This window comes from Mycoplasmopsis felis (assembly GCF_034647055.2).
In the GTDB taxonomy this organism is placed as follows: Bacteria; Bacillota_I; Bacilli_A; order Mycoplasmatales; family Metamycoplasmataceae; genus Mycoplasmopsis; species Mycoplasmopsis felis.
In genome coordinates this window covers 114,477-131,828 of sequence record NZ_CP141047.2, presented here as the reverse complement: position 1 = coordinate 131,828, position 17,352 = coordinate 114,477, and the positions used below count along the sequence as shown (strand labels likewise).

The 17,352-nt window shown below is 25.1% G+C and carries 8 protein-coding genes; 4 read left to right on the top strand and 4 right to left on the bottom strand.

The annotated features are described in order from the left end of the window. The first annotated feature begins 9 nt into the window (after window positions 1-9). Window positions 10-2,073 carry an MIP family Ig-specific serine endopeptidase gene (locus tag RRG59_RS00635; RefSeq protein WP_322902445.1) on the top strand — a complete coding sequence of 688 codons (2,064 nt, stop codon included), beginning with the start codon at window positions 10-12 and terminating at the stop codon, window positions 2,071-2,073. Window positions 2,074-2,153: 80 nt separating this feature from the next. Here the strand turns inward: RRG59_RS00635 and RRG59_RS00630 are convergent, their stop codons facing one another. The 4 genes from RRG59_RS00630 to upp are packed head-to-tail and all read right to left on the bottom strand — an operon-like array spanning window position 2,154 to window position 9,274. After that, window positions 2,154-3,608: an APC family permease gene (locus RRG59_RS00630; protein ID WP_322902444.1), complete on the bottom strand. Its 1,455-nt coding sequence runs from the start codon at window positions 3,606-3,608 to the stop codon at window positions 2,154-2,156. Next, window positions 3,598-6,309 (bottom strand): endopeptidase La, encoded by a 2,712-nt coding sequence (gene lon, locus RRG59_RS00625; protein ID WP_322902441.1) that lies wholly within the window; start codon window positions 6,307-6,309, stop codon window positions 3,598-3,600. The genes RRG59_RS00630 and lon overlap by 11 nt, the downstream gene beginning before the upstream one ends. A gap of 9 nt (window positions 6,310-6,318) precedes the next feature. Beyond that, window positions 6,319-8,640 (bottom strand): class I tRNA ligase family protein, encoded by a 2,322-nt coding sequence (locus RRG59_RS00620; protein WP_322902439.1) that lies wholly within the window; start codon window positions 8,638-8,640, stop codon window positions 6,319-6,321. A gap of 7 nt (window positions 8,641-8,647) precedes the next feature. Continuing rightward, window positions 8,648-9,274 (bottom strand): uracil phosphoribosyltransferase, encoded by a 627-nt coding sequence (upp, locus tag RRG59_RS00615; RefSeq protein WP_322902437.1) that lies wholly within the window; start codon window positions 9,272-9,274, stop codon window positions 8,648-8,650. Window positions 9,275-9,467: 193 nt separating this feature from the next. Between upp and RRG59_RS00610 the strand changes: the two genes are divergently transcribed. The 3 genes from RRG59_RS00610 to RRG59_RS00600 all read left to right on the top strand — a co-directional run bounded on the left by RRG59_RS00610 (window position 9,468) and on the right by RRG59_RS00600 (window position 17,342). Next, window positions 9,468-15,326 carry an MGA_1079 family surface serine endopeptidase gene (locus tag RRG59_RS00610; protein WP_322902435.1) on the top strand — a complete coding sequence of 1,953 codons (5,859 nt, stop codon included), beginning with the start codon at window positions 9,468-9,470 and terminating at the stop codon, window positions 15,324-15,326. Between the two features lie 242 nt (window positions 15,327-15,568). Next, the gene (locus RRG59_RS00605; protein WP_322902432.1) at window positions 15,569-16,516 is read left to right on the top strand and encodes an RluA family pseudouridine synthase; all 948 of its coding nucleotides are present in this window, start codon (window positions 15,569-15,571) and stop codon (window positions 16,514-16,516) included. Continuing rightward, window positions 16,497-17,342: a Rho termination factor N-terminal domain-containing protein gene (locus tag RRG59_RS00600; protein WP_322902430.1), complete on the top strand. Its 846-nt coding sequence runs from the start codon at window positions 16,497-16,499 to the stop codon at window positions 17,340-17,342. Before RRG59_RS00605 ends, RRG59_RS00600 begins: the two co-directional genes overlap by 20 nt. The last annotated feature ends 10 nt before the right edge of the window (window positions 17,343-17,352 follow it).

The following is a 17,352-nucleotide window of genomic DNA, read 5'->3' as shown; positions in this document are numbered from 1 at the left end:
AAGGAAAATATGAAAAACAAATTTAAAATACTTTCGATTTTATCTGTAGGAACAATTCTTCCTTTATCTATCATTTCATGCAAACAAAACAAAACTATTGAAAACGGTACTCCCGAAGAAAAACCAACAGAACCTAGTAAACCAGAAACAAAAGTAAAAGAATTAAAAATTACTGAATTAAAGGTTAAAAGTGAAAATAACAAAAACGTTTTAGAAATTTTAATATCAAATAAAGAGATAAATAATAAAAAAATAAAAGACATATTATCTTCAATTAAATTAAAAATTCAACATAATGAAAGTTTTTTATCACCTTCTTCTTTTGATGAAAATACTATGGTATTAATTTTTGATGTATCAAACATTTCTAAAAATAAAGAAAATAAAATTGAATATTTAGAAATAGATGAAAAAAAAATAACCACAGAATTATCATTTAGTGTTAAAGAGGATAAAGATTTGAAAACACCTCCATCAAATGAACCAAACGATCCAATCCAACCACAACCAGGCCCACAACCACCAGAATTCCCTGGTTTACCTCCTGGTTTTACCTTCCCTTCTTTTGATAGAACAAATTTACACACATATCCTAATTTTGTAAATGAATTCACAAAAGTTGATAAAGAAGTTATTTATAATGAAATATTTGACAGAACTTTTGCTATTAAATTTGGAGTGGGTAAAAAAACAGGTGATGAAAATTATTTCTTATCAACCGACAGTGGAACTGCTTGATTATTAGATTATTATAAAAAAGATGAAAATAATTATAAATTATTCTTTGCTACAAATTTACATGTAGCTTCTATGTTGTCAAACACACTAGAAGATAATATAGCTCAATCTTTAAATTATAATGATCCTAGAGACCTTAAAGCAAAATCAATTTCTTTAGGAAAAGCAAAAGGTACTTATGATCAAATTAAAACATCGAGAAATAATACTGAAGTACCAAATAACTTTAAAGGAACAGAACAATATCATGCAAAATGATGAAGTTCAGATGAAAAATTTAAAGATGCTAATTTAAGCGGAACTTCAGCATCTATAACAACTAAAACAGAGGGAATTTCTGCTCCGAAATTAATTTTTGCTGGTTATGATTTCATTAAAAGAGAATTTATAAAACCTTTACAAGAAGATTTAAAAAGAAAAGCTAGAGAATACTTAAACAATCAACAAAATAACGGTTCGGTAGTAGCAGACGATGATGAAGATTCAGAAGATAAGGTAATTAAAAGAGCAATAGATTCAAATGAATTTATTCCTATTTATACAGACTTTGCAGTTTTTGAAATAGAAATAAATATGACAAACATGGATAATTCACTAAAAGAATTGTTTAAAAAATCAATTACTGCTCTAGATAATTATTTAAAAAGATTAAAAGATACTAATAAATTACCTAACCAAGATAAAAATATTTCTTCATTTATGCAAACAACAGATTACTTTAGTGCTGCTAAAGAAAAAAATAATCCAACAAGAAATAATTTATGAAATGCTCAGAATTTATATATTGGAGGTTATCCTAGTTCAAATAATGGTTCTGTGTGGTCTGTAAACAACCCAACTGAAAGATATGATGAAAATATACAATGATATCCTAGAGAACCAAAAAATGCTAAAGCGTTTTCTTTTGCTACAAGTCAAGGAGAAGAAAGAATTACTAATTCCAACGTTTCTCCATATGGTAAAGCACAAGGTAAATTATTAGGTGATTATTATGGTTATAATTACTCATTACTATTTTCATCACTTTATTATGGTGCTTCTGGTTCATTAGTTTATAATGAGTTCGGACAAATGGTAGGAATTTATAATACAGTTTCAGCAAATGTTGAAAATGGTGATTTAAGTAAAAATGCAGGTTTTGCTCCTTTTCTTTTATCAGAAGATGTTAGAGGAAATATTCCTATAAAAGCATATAATCTAATAGATGGAACAGATAAAAACAGGTTCCCTGCTCAAACTGCTTCATACAGAGAGAATTTAGCAAAAATTTATTCAAACGGATTTAATGATAATAACTTTAAAACAGCTTTATTCCCTGAAGGTTTCAAGAAGTAGATTATAAAGAAAAGAACGTTAACTTTATTCTTTATATTAAAGAAACCAAATATTAATTCAAAAAAAATTAACACAATGTGTTAATTTTTTGATTTTCTTTTTTGCTTTATAGTTCAAGATAATTTAAAAACAAAACCTATTAAGATAAATGATAAATAAACCACTATAACGAAAGTATGTTCTTGTTTTCAATCATTATTTAAAATAAAAGGGAAAAGATAAATGTTTAGTAATGTTAGAATTCAAACTATATTTATAGAATAAATAATTTTCTCTCATAGAGGGATTTTGTCAATAATTTTTTTTCTTGATAGTATTAAAGCAACAACAGTTGTAAAAGTATCTTCTAATAGCAAAGCAACAGCATTTACACCTATAACAGCAGTAAAATAAGGGTTGTTTTCTGAAGAATTTTTACTTAATAAAGTAGGTAGTAACCATAAAACTAGCATAGATAAAAATGTTAGTATAGCAGTAAATAAAATTGCATTTTTATATTCGCCATGCTGATTATGGTCAGCATATTTAGGGTTGATGTGATTATCTAGTGCTAGTGGTATTAATTTACGTGCTGTGGATACACTTTGTGTTATTTTATAACCAATATCATTAAAAATAAACCCTATTATAAACACAACTATACCAGCAGAACCTAAAGCTAAATGGTAAATTTTAGAAAAATGTTCAATTGTATCATTTTCATTAAGTTTTAAACCCAAAAATAACGTATATGAAACAAAATAAATAGATGAAACTATTCCTAATGAAATAAATAAAACTTTTCTAAAATTTTTAAAATGTGCATCTTTTGCCATAGAAGCCATATCTTCAATACCGGCAAAAGCAAATATAAAAATTAAAACATTTACAAAAATTAAACTAACAGAAACTTGTTTTTTTATTTGTTTTGAAACCAAATCTAAGTATCCTGCTCCAGAATTTTTTATTATAAATCCTATTAAAATAAACAATCCTAATGCAATAAAACCTCATTTAACAACAGAAGTCATAAAAACAACTTTAGTATTTAGTTTTAAACCTTTAGTTGAAATTAATATTAAGCTACCGAAAAAAACAATGGATATTATTCTGATTGATCAAATAATAATTTCAAAATTATGTGTTGTTTTAGGTATGGCCAATTCAAATGCGCTAGCTAAAAATAAAGGTGATATAGATGATAAAACAGGAGATTGTAAAAACTGATTTCAACCAACATAAAAACAAAAATTATGAATCAGCTTTCTTTTTATTCTTTCTCATTTACTAAAGTTTGGAAACTCCTCTTCAAACAAAGTTTTATCTAAGTGTCTTACATAAGAATAAGAACCACCATAGTGATCCTTAAATGCATTACCCATTCTAGAGAATACTAAAGCAGTTCCACATACCGTTAACAAAGAAAGACCTATTACAAGATAACCTCATAAACCTAAATTAAATATTTCAGTGATTGTTGTTAAAAAACCAAGTCCAACAATAAAGTTAATAGTTAAGAAAGTAAATGATTTTTCTGTAAAATGCTTATCTTTCATTTAATTTAAATGTTAATTTATTTAGAGGTTCTTTTTTATTAAAAATAACATCATATATTTCATCATATGTATGTACAGGTATGTAAGTTAAATTAGATTTAATTTCTTGTGGTACATCCCTTAAATTTACTATATTTCCATACGGAATAAAAACGAATTTTAATTTCTTCTGAGATGCAGCAAATGATTTTTCTTTTAAACCACCTATATCTAGAACCTTACCACGTAAAGTTATTTCACCCGTCATTCCATAATGAGATGGAACTATTCTTTTTGATAAAGAAGAAATCAGTGCTGTTGTAAAAGTTACACCTGCGCTTGGTCCATCTTTTGGGACTGCTCCTTCAGGAACATGGATATGAATTGTTGTGTTATCAAAGTCAAAACCTTTAATTCCATATCTTTCAGCATTTGCTCTTACATAAGATAATGAAATACTTGCAGATTCTTTCATAACTTCTTTTAATGAACCTGTGAGTTTTATTTCACCTTTACCCGGATATGTATTAACTTCGATTTGTAATGATGACCCACCAACAGCTGTATAAGCTAAACCATTTACAACACCAGGTGTTTGGTAATCTTCGCTATCGCTTTCTTTGAATTTTTCTGGTCCTAATAATTCTTCTAAATCACTAATTTTTAAATTGAATACTTCTTTTTTATTTTTGTTTTCTAATTTTTTAAATATAAACTTTCTAGCTAATTTATCTAATATTCTTTTTAAACCACGAACACCTGCTTCACGTGTGTAATTCTGAATAATGTATTTCATTGTTTCATTATTAATACTTAAGAAATTACTTTTTGCACCAACTTGTTCTATAACTTTTGGCATTAGGTGTTCTTGAGCTATGTTTATTTTTTCTGATAATGTATAAGCAGACAATTCTATTATTTCAACACGATCAATTAGTGCTGGAGGAATATTTTCGTAATAGTTTGCTGTTGCTATAAATATAGCTTTAGATAAATCATATTCATGTTCTAAGTAATGATCCTGGAATTTTGAATTTTGCTCTGGGTCTAACACTTCAAGCATAGCTGAAGCAGGATCGCCTTTATTTGATGAAGCCATTTTATCAATTTCGTCCAATAAAATTACAGGGTTAGATACACCACTTTGAGAAATACCTTTTATTAATTTACCAGGCATAGCACCAACATATGTTCTTCTGTGTCCCCTTATTTCACTTTCATCTGTTACGCCACCAAGAGAAATTTTTACAAATTTTCTTTGTAAGGATTCTGCTATTGCTTTTGATAATGAGGTTTTGCCTGTACCAGGAGGACCAACAAGACATAAAATAGGAACATTGTTGAATGTTTTTTCTTTTGTTTTATTTTCTTCTTTAAATAGATTTAAATCTATTTCAAGTTCATTATTATATTTTAATTTGTTTGATTCTTTTTTTGCATTTTCCTTTGTATTAATAATTACAGCTATGTACTCCAAGATACGTTGTTTTACTTCTTCTAATCCATAATGATATTTGCTTAAGACTTTTTTAGAGTGCTCCAAATCTAAAAGTTCTTTTTGGGTCAATCTTCAAGGTAATTTCTTTAAGTGACTTACATAAGTTTTAGAAATATTAGCTTCAGGAGAAGCTGCCATCATTTCATTTGCTCTTTTTGTTTCTTCAGCAATTATTTTTTTTACTGATTCAGGATATCTTTTGCTTTTTATGGAATCACTAATTTCTTTTTGGTATTCTTCTTCTTTATTTAAAGGAACATTCATTCCTTCAAGTTCTTCTTGTAATCATTTAATTTTTTCTCTAATAACAAATTCTCTGTGTTGGTCATTAAGTTTCGTTGACATTTTTTTTGCCATTTGGCTTTCCATTTCAAAATTGCTATTAACAATATTGAGTACAGAATCAGTTATTGCTAAAAGTTGTTTATCACCAAATGCTAAAAAACCAGTAACTTTTTCAGTAAATTCAGGCTTCATAAAAGATAAATATGTAGCAACATATCTTCATCTATCTTTATACTCTGTAGGATTTTGTATTTTATATTTATCATTAAGAAGTTCTTCTATGTATAAATGATTTCTACCATATTTCTTCTTAAATAAATTTTCTACAAATAAAATTTTTCCAATATCTGGTATTTCAATAACACCTTCTTTTATATTTTTCTTTAAAGATTCAGCGAAAAAATTATAAATATGATCAACGGTTTGAGGTGTAGGATAAATATTGCTTGCTTCACTTATTATATTTATAGAACTTTCGTCAGTGTTTTTTATTATAGTTGTGTTATCATATTCAGCAATCGGTACTATATGACCATAACATGAAGTTACAGAACCAAAAGGAATTTTGTTGTTTTTTATTTCATTTCTTGTAAGTGAATAAAATTTATCTTGATCAACTTTGCCATCAAACAATAATTCAGCATAACCATAGTCAATTAAATTAAAAAATCCAGTATTAATGTAAGTTAATACTACACTACTATTGTTGTTAGGTATTTTCTGAATATCAATAATTTTAGCAGTAATTGCTTTAGGATATAGAGCTTTTTGTTCATCGGAATAAGCAATCACGACATTTAATTTTTCTTCATTTTTTAAGTCAACATCAGCTTCTAGCAATTCATTTTTCTTTATTTTTATTTGGTGAATTGCTCCAGGAAATGAAATATTAGTCATTCCAGAAATAAGCAAACGCGATACTTTATATTCTTTTGACATTTGTCTCCTTTATTTTATTACAAAGTTAATGAGTTTGTTTGGTACAAAAATCTCTTTAACTATTTTTTTATTTTCTATTCAACTATTGATTTGTTTTTTAGATAAATTTAATACTTCTTCTTTAGACAAGTCTTTTGAAACAGTTATTTCACCTCTTAATTTTCCATTAACAGTTATTCCATAACTTATTTCATCATCTATTAGAGCAGATTTATCTATAGTAAAATCAGTTAAATTTTTTAATTTAAATAATTTTTCTGAATATTCCCATGCAGTATGAGGTGCAAAAGGTTCTAATATATTTAATAAGATATAAAACATTTCTTGTAATAACAATTTATTTGTTATTGTTTCATATTCATTATATGTTTCCATAACTCAAGCAATGATTGTGTTATATGAATATTCTAATTCCTTGTTAGAAAAAGTTTCTATATATTTTTTTAAACCTAAATAAAGTTTTTTTCTCGCTTTTTTTTCTTGTGAAGATAATTTTAGTTCTTTTATCTTAAGGAAATCAAAATTTTCGATTTTAGAAACTTCTTGTATTCTTGTTATAAATTTATTTAAAAATTTATAACATCCATTTATTCCTGAATCACTTCATTCTAATTCTTTTGAAGGAGGTGCTGCAAAGAAAACAAATAACCTTGTTGCATCTGTCCCATATTTGTCAATCATATCTTTTGGTTCTACAACATTACCTTTTGATTTAGACATTTTAGAACCATCTTTTAAAACCATCCCTTGTGTTAGTAAATTTTTAAAAGGTTCACGATAATTTATTAATTTCAAATCAGCCAGCGCTTTTGTAAAAAATCTTGCATATAATAAGTGTAATATAGCGTGTTCAATACCACCAATATATTCATCAACTTGATTTCAGTAGTTGATATTTTCCTTTTCAAATAATATATCTTCTCTTAATTGAGTTGGAGTGGTGTATCTCATAAAATATCAACTAGACTCAAAAAATGTATCTAATGTATCGGTTTCTCTTTTTGCTCAACCATTGCATCTATAACATTTAACATCTAGTCAAGTCTTACTTGTTAAAATTGGATTTCCATTACCGTTAAATTCAACATCATTAGGTAATAAAACAGGCAAATTTTCTTTTTTTTCAGGTAGTGTTCCACAACTATCACAATTAATTAAAGGAATTGGGGTTCCCCAATATCTTTGACGAGAGATTCCTCAATCACATAAATTGTAATATGTATCTTTAGTTAATAATTCTTCTTTTAATAATGGTGAGTTTTCATTATGAGAAAAAACTATATTATTAAATTTCATAAAAGTTTTTTGCGTTTCATCTAAAAAGCTAACAAAACTTATATTTTTATTAATATTAAAACTTGTAAAATCTGTGACATATATAGGTGTATCTTTACCATTGACAGGATTTATAACACTAAACGGAGTTTTTAAACACAATTTCTTACTAAAATCTTTATTAGAGATAGCAGAATTTATTTTTTCTAAATATTCTTCTTGTTCTCTCGTAATATTAAATTCTTCTTTTCATATTTTTATTAATTCATGCTTTGAACTAATAGATATAAAATTTGCATTCAATATTTTGTCATAACTTTCTTCAAATATTGTTATTTTATAATTGTTTTCTAAAACATATAAATCAATTTTATATTCAGTTTTTTTACCTATTCAGTTTTTTTGCATTGTTAGCACTTGTTGAGGTCAATGATTTTCTAAAGATTTAAGTTCTGACAATAATTCATCAGCATACTCTGTTATTTTTAGATAATATGTTTCCATTTCTTTTTGAACTACAACATTATCACACCTTCAACATTTGTTATTGATTACTTGTTCATTTGCTAACACTGTATTATCATTTTCACATCAATTTAATGAACTTTGTTTTTTGTAAATTAAATTTTTCTTTCATAGTTTAAGGAAAATAAATTGTTCTCATTTTGTATAAGAAGGATCTGCGGTTACACATTTTTGATCCCAAGCAAAAGAAATACCTAATTTTTGTATTTCTTTATCCATTATTTCTATATTTTTATAAGTCCATTCTTTTGGATGAACTTTATTTTTTATAGCTGCATTTTCTGCTGGTAAACCAAAAGCATCTCAACCAAATGGGTGGAATACATTATAGTTATTTCTTCTGTAAAAACGAGCAATTGCATCACCCAAAACATAGTTTCGAACATGTCCCATATGTATTTTTCCACTAGGATACGGAAACATACTAACAATATATTTTTTAGGTAAATTAAAGTCATTTTTAGGTTCAAATAATTTATTTTCAATTCAATAATTTTGTCATTTCTTTTCTATTTCTTTATATTTTGACATAATCCTCCTATTTAGTTCCGAAAATTCTATCACCAGCATCACCTAAACCTGGTTCTATATAACCGTTTGAATTTAATTTTTCATCTAAAGATGCTAAATAAATATTAAAGTCTTTACCAAAATTTTTTATTACATTCTCAACACCTTCTTTAACTCCTAATAAACAAATTAATTGTATATTAGTAAAACCTTCTTTTTTTATTTGTTTTATTGCATCTACCGCAGAATTTCCTGTTGCTAACATGGGATCTACAACAAAAATTAAACTATCTTTAGGTACATTAGGCATTTTAAAGTAATATGGATGAGGAGATAAAGTGGTTTCATCTCTATACATACCTATATGTCCGACTCTAGCATTAGGTATGAGATTAAGTAAACCCTCAACCATCCCTAATCCTGCCCTAAGGATAGGGACTAAAATTATTTCTTTTAGAAAAGTTTCGCCAATAAATTTTTGATTCAATGGAGTTATAACAATTTTTGTTTTTGTTTCATATTCTCTCATTATTTCAAAAACCATTAATGATGCGATTTCGTTTAAAATATTTCGAAACTCTTTGTGTTTTGTTTCTTTATCACGCAATTTTGTCATTTTAATTCTTATAAGGGGATGATTTAATATTTTTAGCATTTTTTCCTTTTTTATTTAATATATTCTTTAAATTATAAACTTTTTATTTTAATTAAAAATAATAAAGTTTTAAGCAAGGTATATATAAATTATTTTAAATATAAAACAAAAATAAAACATTTATGATAATATTTTTATTAAAAAACAAAAAAATTGAAAAATGTATAATTTCATTATTAATGAAAGGTAAAAAATGGATAAAAAGAAAAAAAGAAAATTAATTATTATAGGTGGTGTTGTTTCATTAGTTTCTTTATCATCAATAATTATTGGTTCAACATTGGGACTAAAGAAAAATTATGAAACAAGCAATGAACCAGGAAAAACAGATGATGAAAAAAGACCTACTGACCCTGTTGTGGATAACAAGAATCAAGAGTTTATTGAAAAAACTAATAATTTATTTATAGAGAGTTATCAAGACATTTCTGGATTCAAGAACAAAATCATTGAAAATTTAAAATCTCAAGATACATATGATGAACTTACTACTAATTTGTATTATGAACAACTAAAAGTGTTTTTGAGAAATTATACAAATCTTAGAGAAGAATTAAATACAAAACAAGAGTTTTTTGTAAGAGATGAAGTATTAAGAGATTCATTCAAAAAATTTTTAAATTACCAATCAGATCATAAAGATTTTTCATTCTCTGTATTTGGGTATAAAAGTTATTTAGATGAATTAAATTCTTTTATCAATAGAAATGCTGAAATAGTTAATATTAAAGAAATTAATAATAAAATTGCTCAAATAAAATTTGATGCAAAATCACATGAAACGAATTTCTTAAGTTATAAAAAAGACTATGAAGACTTTATAACAAAATTCAATGAATTAGGCTTAGATATAGATTATTCTGAAGTAGTTGTTTTTTCTAATGCACCAAGGAATTTTAATGATTATTTAGAAAAAGCAATAGAATATAAAGATTTAACAAATCAATTGAATTCTATTAAACAAGAATATCCAAATGACATAACAATACAAGAAGAAATAGATAAATATAATGCATTAATAGAAGATAAAAGTAATTTTATAAGCGATTTAGACTCACTAAATAATAAGATTTGAAAAATTCTAGATGTTGTTACTAAAAAATTAAGAAGGGGAAGTTCAGATAATGAAGAACTAAACCAATACAAAACCGAAAATAAAACCTTCTTAAACTCTTTAAATTTATTAACACAAAGTACAAAAAATAAATTTATAGATGAAATTAACGATTCTATAACCAAAGCAAATATTGATTTATTAAAAAATAGAGCTGTTTCTTTAAATTCAAACAAAGAAGGAATAAATGAAATAATAAAAAATTACCAAAATCTAAAAGCAAATAACGATCCTTTATATTTGAATAGTAGTAACAAAGACAAATTAGAAGAACTCATAAATAATAATAACTTTAGTGCAGAAGACGATGAATTAAAAGATGTAGAAAACATACAAAAAAATGATGTATATTTAAATAACTTAGTTTCATATAAAAATGAATTAAACACTGAATTTAGAAGATTAAATGGTTTAGTTTTATTAAATGAAATTAAAAATAACTTTAATTCTTTATTAAATTTAAGGGACTTCACTGCTGAAATTATTCAAAAATTAAATACTTGACTAGAAAATCAAAATTTAGTAAATGTTATTCAAGAAAAAATAAATTCACTACACTCTTTACAAGAATTATTTACAATTTTTGAATCAAATAAAATAGATAGAAATCTTTTGAATTCTGCTAATTTAACACAAGAAGAAATAAATGAATTGAATAATTTAGAAAATCAGACCCTAACTAACATTAATAATAGTGGACAAATAATTGATTTTGATATAAACAACATTAGCCAATATAAAACAGAAACAAAACAAAAATTACAAAACTATTCAAATAAACTAAACGAATTAAAACAAAAATATAATATTCAAAATGTTTCTTTTGAAACCCTTGCTCAAAGTAAACTTAGAGTTGAACTAGATCCAAGGTTAGATAAATATGATTTAAAAAGGTACTTATCATCACTTTCATTTAACAAAGAAAACGCAAAATTATACTTACTTGAACAAAATGATTCTGAAATAGATTATAAGTTAGAAAGTGTTTCAATTAATAATGAAAACAAAAATATAGTCAATTTTAATTATAAGGCAACTAACAAAAATAATGCTAATGAAACAGCGATGGTAAGAGGTTCTTTGAACATTAAAGAAATAAACTCATCAATTGATATTAATGAAAAAATTAATAATATAAGTATTACGAATCTAGAAGAATTATATGATATTGATTACATTGGTTTAAGTAATTTAAAAAAATCTGAATTAAATTTAAGTAATTTAAGTAATTATATTAAAGAAAATAAAACTTATACTAATGAGTATTTTAAATATAGAATAAAAAACAATTCTACATCATTTTCAAACCAAGAAAACAAAATACAATTAGATATAGAGTTCTTATTAAATGAATCTATCATTAAAACTCTTAAAATAAATTCAAATGATGTTGCAGATTTTCTTCCCGAACAAACATTAGAAACAAATATTAAGTTAAAAGAAACTTTTAAAGAAAATAGCGATTATTTTAAAGCTCCAAATTATTTTAATTTATTTGCTGAAATGCAAAATAAGCCATACACAGAAACAGCAAAAGAATTCCAATTATTTAGATATTGATTCTGATTCAAAAAAATTAAACCTTTCTATGAAACAATTAAAAATGAATTCAATAATAAAGAATTTATTGTTGAATCTGCTACAAGAAAACCAAACAATGAACAAGGTTTTCCGAAACTAGACAAAAAATATAATTCTGTCCAAAATAATCAACTTTCTTCAGAAGAAGTAAAACAAATTCTTATTAAATGATTTACTCAAACAGATAATGATGTTCTAGATTTTGTAGTTCCAGAAAACTCAACAATAGTTTTAAAAGAAAATTCTGGTTCCTTATTTGATGTTGTATCTAATGAATTAGGAGTTTCTGCTATTTTTACCTTTGTTATTTCTAAAAATGGTATATCAAAAGAAATTCCACTTAAAATAACTAATGAAACTTATTACAAAGAAGTATCTGATTCAGTTGATGAAAAATATAAAAATAAAATTATTGACATTTTCAATGATAAATCAGGTGAAAAATTATATGATTTAATTAATATAAAAAATTCTAATAATACTCATGGACATCATTCGGTAATTGAAAAAGATCCAGCAGCTTTTATAAATGAATTTTATATATGACCAAAAATAGGGAAATATCAGATTTTTGCCAAAGAAACAATTTCTAAAGATAATTTAAAAGGTGAAGCAAAAATATTTTTCTGGTATAAAGATGAAAACAATAAAGAAATGCCATTAACACCTAATCCAAGTGAAAGAGATGTTAATTTTAAAGATAGAATGAGTATAGTTATAAAAAATTGAAAACCAGTTCAATATAGAGATATCAAACCAAAAAATAATTCTCATTTTACAGATCAAGACTTTATCCCTATTCCTTTAGGCCAAGAAGCAAATAACCTACCTCAAAGCGACATTGATGCAATAAACAAAATTAATGGAAGAAATTTTGATTATAGAAAAGCACAAGCTGAAGTGGGAAGTAAATCTGTTCATTATAGAGTTTTAGATCCAAAAGATGTAATTGAACAAAATGCCTCTTTAATGCTAAATTATGTTTTAACTCTAAAAAATACAATTACTAATGTTGATGAAAAACCAAATGACCAGAATGGTTCATTTACAAACAAAGATTCAAATAAAGACGAAACTCCAAAAACAAGTAATTCTAATTCTATAACCCTTCAAGAATCTAATATTTTTAAAGATTCTGATGTATCCAATGATGTTGATACAAATAGTTTATATCAAAAATATTTTATTTATTTTTATGATGTAACAAGTGAAAATAAAGGAGAAATGAGTTTTAAATTAGGATTCATAAACAAACAGAATACTAATATTAGATATAAAACAAGCCACAAAATAACATTAATTAATCTAGTTAATGATTATAAAGAAAAACTATATCCAGAAGTTATATTGAACAAAATTAAAAAATCTGATTTTACAATTCAAAATCTAAATACAATAAGTGCTAACCAATTGACTGAAAATAATTTTAGTAATTATATTACTATAAAAAGCACTGCATTAACATACAATAACTTTAGTATAAATTCAGATAATATTAAATTAGACGAAATTAAACCACACCAAAACAATAAAGCATATATAAAATTAAAATATGTAAAAAATGGTGCTACTATAAAAAGTAATACTTGATACTTATTAGAAGGATTTAATAATATTTCAAATAATGTTGCAGAATTAAATATTTCTAAAACAATACCTCTTACAACAGTTTTTGAAGAGAATAATAATGTTCTTAGAAGCAGAGAATTAGAATTCTATTATAAAGATGCATTATGAAACTATGATAAAGAAAATAATAGGGCAAACTGAACTTTAAAATCTAAGTATCTCGAAAAGACTTTTGAATCAAATAATTCCAATAACAGAAAAATTCACTTACATTTATTTGGTAATACATTAGTTCAAAATGCTAAGAGATTAAGCAGAATAAACGGAAGAGGTCAAAAAGAAGGATATGATTTTACTTTTGATTATGATTTACTAAAAACTCAAAAATCTATCTCTATATCAGGACAAACATCTAATGTTTATTTCGAAAATAATGGTGCTAGATTAGCTCCTACAATTAATTTTAGCTTAACTGCTAATTTAAAGGATAATAATGATATAGAATTTATTTTTACAATAACAAGTAATCAATACAAATTATTAGTTGATAATGTTCAAAAGAACTTATTAACTGGTTCTAATTTCTATAACAGCCCAAGATTCGACGAGTTTTTACCTGAAAAAGCATTTTTATTAGCAAATAATGGTGCTGCAGTTCATATAGAATATAAAAATACTGTCGAAGAAGAAAATTTCCAAATAACAACAAATAAATTTGATTACAATAAAATTGACTATAACCAAGAAGGACAACCTATTCTTTTTTATAGTGATCCTAAAATATACAATTTAGATAAATACAATCCCAATCAAAATGTTCACTATAAATTACATGATGGATATATACAAGATTTTGAGTTTATTCATAAAATTTGAGAAACAAATACATTAGATATAGTAGATAACTCCAGAAGTAGAACTTTTGGTTATAGTTTTGGTTCTGCAACAATGTTATCTAAAGTTAATGATGATCCTAAAGATGGGAAATTTTATATTATCACTAACAATCACGTTGAAGCAGGACATAACTTTGATATAGATTCAATTACAGGAGATAATATACCTGATAGAGAAAATAGTGGTAGATATCTAGCTATAGCTGCTCCTGATTATTCAAATAACATAGATAATGGGTTTAGTTATTGAGGTGGTTTATATAATGTAAATAATGCAAAAAGTCAAGTAATTTGAACAGGTTTAAAACAACAAAATATGAATGGTGATGAATCTAATAAATTTGTTGATATGACAGTTTTTGTTATAGATATCAAACCTCTTATTAAGCAAGCAAGAAGAACAGGAAGATTCTTGCAAGCTGCTTGACTAGAAAATTGATTTAAATTACCTCCTTTAAAATTAGAAACTAACGGAACTGATCATTTAGAATTTTTTGGACCAGTAAGAAGACAATATGCATTTAATGGTTTCCCATTAGCAAAACAAAATGGTTATATAGTTAACAGATCAAGTTCTAATGATTTTTCAGTTGGTTTTTCAAGACAAAATGGTTATATACAAACCTTTTTCAATGCTGGTAATTCAGGTACCGGAGTAATAGGGATGGACAATCAATTTATTTCTACTATTAACTCTGGTGCACCACTAACTTTCTTACAAAGTTGGGCATACAGCACTAATGATTTTAATTACTTCGGAATAAATTGAAATAAAGAAAATCCATTAGAATTAAACAACAAAAGATCACTTGCTTCATATATAATGAAGGCTAATGCAAAAAATCCTTACTTATATTCTTTACCATGATATTTTAAAGAATTTGACGAATAAATCCACTTAAGCAATAGATTTCTTTTTATCTTTATATTTATTATTTTAATTATTTTATACATAGTAAATTAGATATATAAAATGACGAATTCTTCTATTTTATAGGGTTATTCGTCATTTTATTTTATTGAACTCAGAAATACAAGCATTATATTAAAAGTTAATTATCATATGAAATAAGTTAACATTTATCACTAAATTATAATAAGTATTATAAGTTTAATATTTGATATAATAAAATAATGCTAGAATTAAAAGTTCAATATACAGAAAGAATTGATAAATATATTTCTAATCATTCTGAAATTTCGCGCAATAATATTAAACAATTAATTGAAGAAAGAGTAGTTTTAGTTGATGATGTTTTAGTTAATAAGCCCAAATTTACTGTAAGAGAAGGTCAAATAATTAAGGTTCTACAAGTTTTGAATAAAGAAATAAAAATAGAACCTGAAAAAATGGATTTAGATATCATTTATGATGATGAATATTTGTGTGTTATTCATAAACCATCTGGAATGGTAGTTCATCCAGCTGCAGGTCATACAAATAATACTTTAGCCAATGGACTTTTATATCATTTTAAAAACAACTTATCAGACAAAAATGGATTATTAAGACCAGGGATTGTACATCGAATTGATAAGGATACATCAGGTTTGTTGGTAATTGCTAAAAATAATCAAATACATCAACTATTATCAGAAAAATTTTCTACACACGATATTAACAGAAAATATTTAGCTATTTGTGATGGTATTATAGAAGATAAAAAATTGCTTTTAAATCTACCGATAGGAAGATCTACTTCAGATAGACAAATAATGACTGTAACTAATATAAATTCTAAAAATGCAATAACTCATGTTACATTATTAGATACTTTTTATATAAATAATGAGCCTAAGTCTTTGGTAAAGTGCGAACTGGAAACAGGTAGAACTCATCAAATTAGAGTACATCTAAAGTACATAGGAAATCCTGTTTATGGAGATCCTATGTATGGGAAAAAAGTAGATGAATTTGGACAAAGATTACATGCATATATGTTAGAATTTGAACATCCGATAACAAGGGAGAGTTTGAAGTTTTATTGCAAACCACCAAAAGAATTTGATGTATTTAACAACTTTAATTTTGATGAATTCATAAAACAAGAAAAGGAGACAAGTGAAAAATTTATACAATAACGAAATAAAAACAACATCTGAATTATGAAAAGCACACAATAAAGAATTTAAATTATGAGTCTTTTTATACTTGGGTTTAATATTTTTAACAACCTTACTACCAACAATTTATTTGATTTATTTAGGTTCTGCAAGACAAGAATATATAGAAATGAAAAAAAGATTGACAGAGTTATCTAATAACGAACTTTACCCATCATCTGTTTATGAATCACAATACATAAGAGAAATAGTATTCACAATGTTTCAAAATTTATTTTATTGATTTGTTGTAGTCGTTTTTATATTATCAATTAAAAACAGTATAAAAAATAAAAATTTTTCTTATTTATCTTCATGAGTTATTTGATTAACCTGAATTATGGGATTGATTCACATAATTCAAGCTATAATCTTTCTTTCTAGTTCCTTTGATACAACTATTCTAAAAGAATTCTCAATCAGTATGTTTTTATTCAGTATAAATATAATTAATGTTATTTTATACTTTATATTAATAGTTTTTGTAGATAGAAAAGTTAAAGCAGTCAAAAAGGCATTTGTATATATCCAAACAATAAAAGCAATGGAAGAACTAAGTAAAGAATATATGGAAAATATCAGAACAGGAAATCCATATGCTCCCAGTGGATTTAAAACAGAAACAAAAAAAGAAGAAAAAAATCAAGAAAACATTGAAGATTCATTTGAATATAAAAAATTAAATGACTTAACACAAGAAGAACTACACTCCATAGCAAAAAAACTAAATATAGTTGGTTATGATGAATTAACAAGAGATGAACTAATTAAAAAAATATTAATTTATACAAAAAAAGCAAATTAATTTGCTTTTT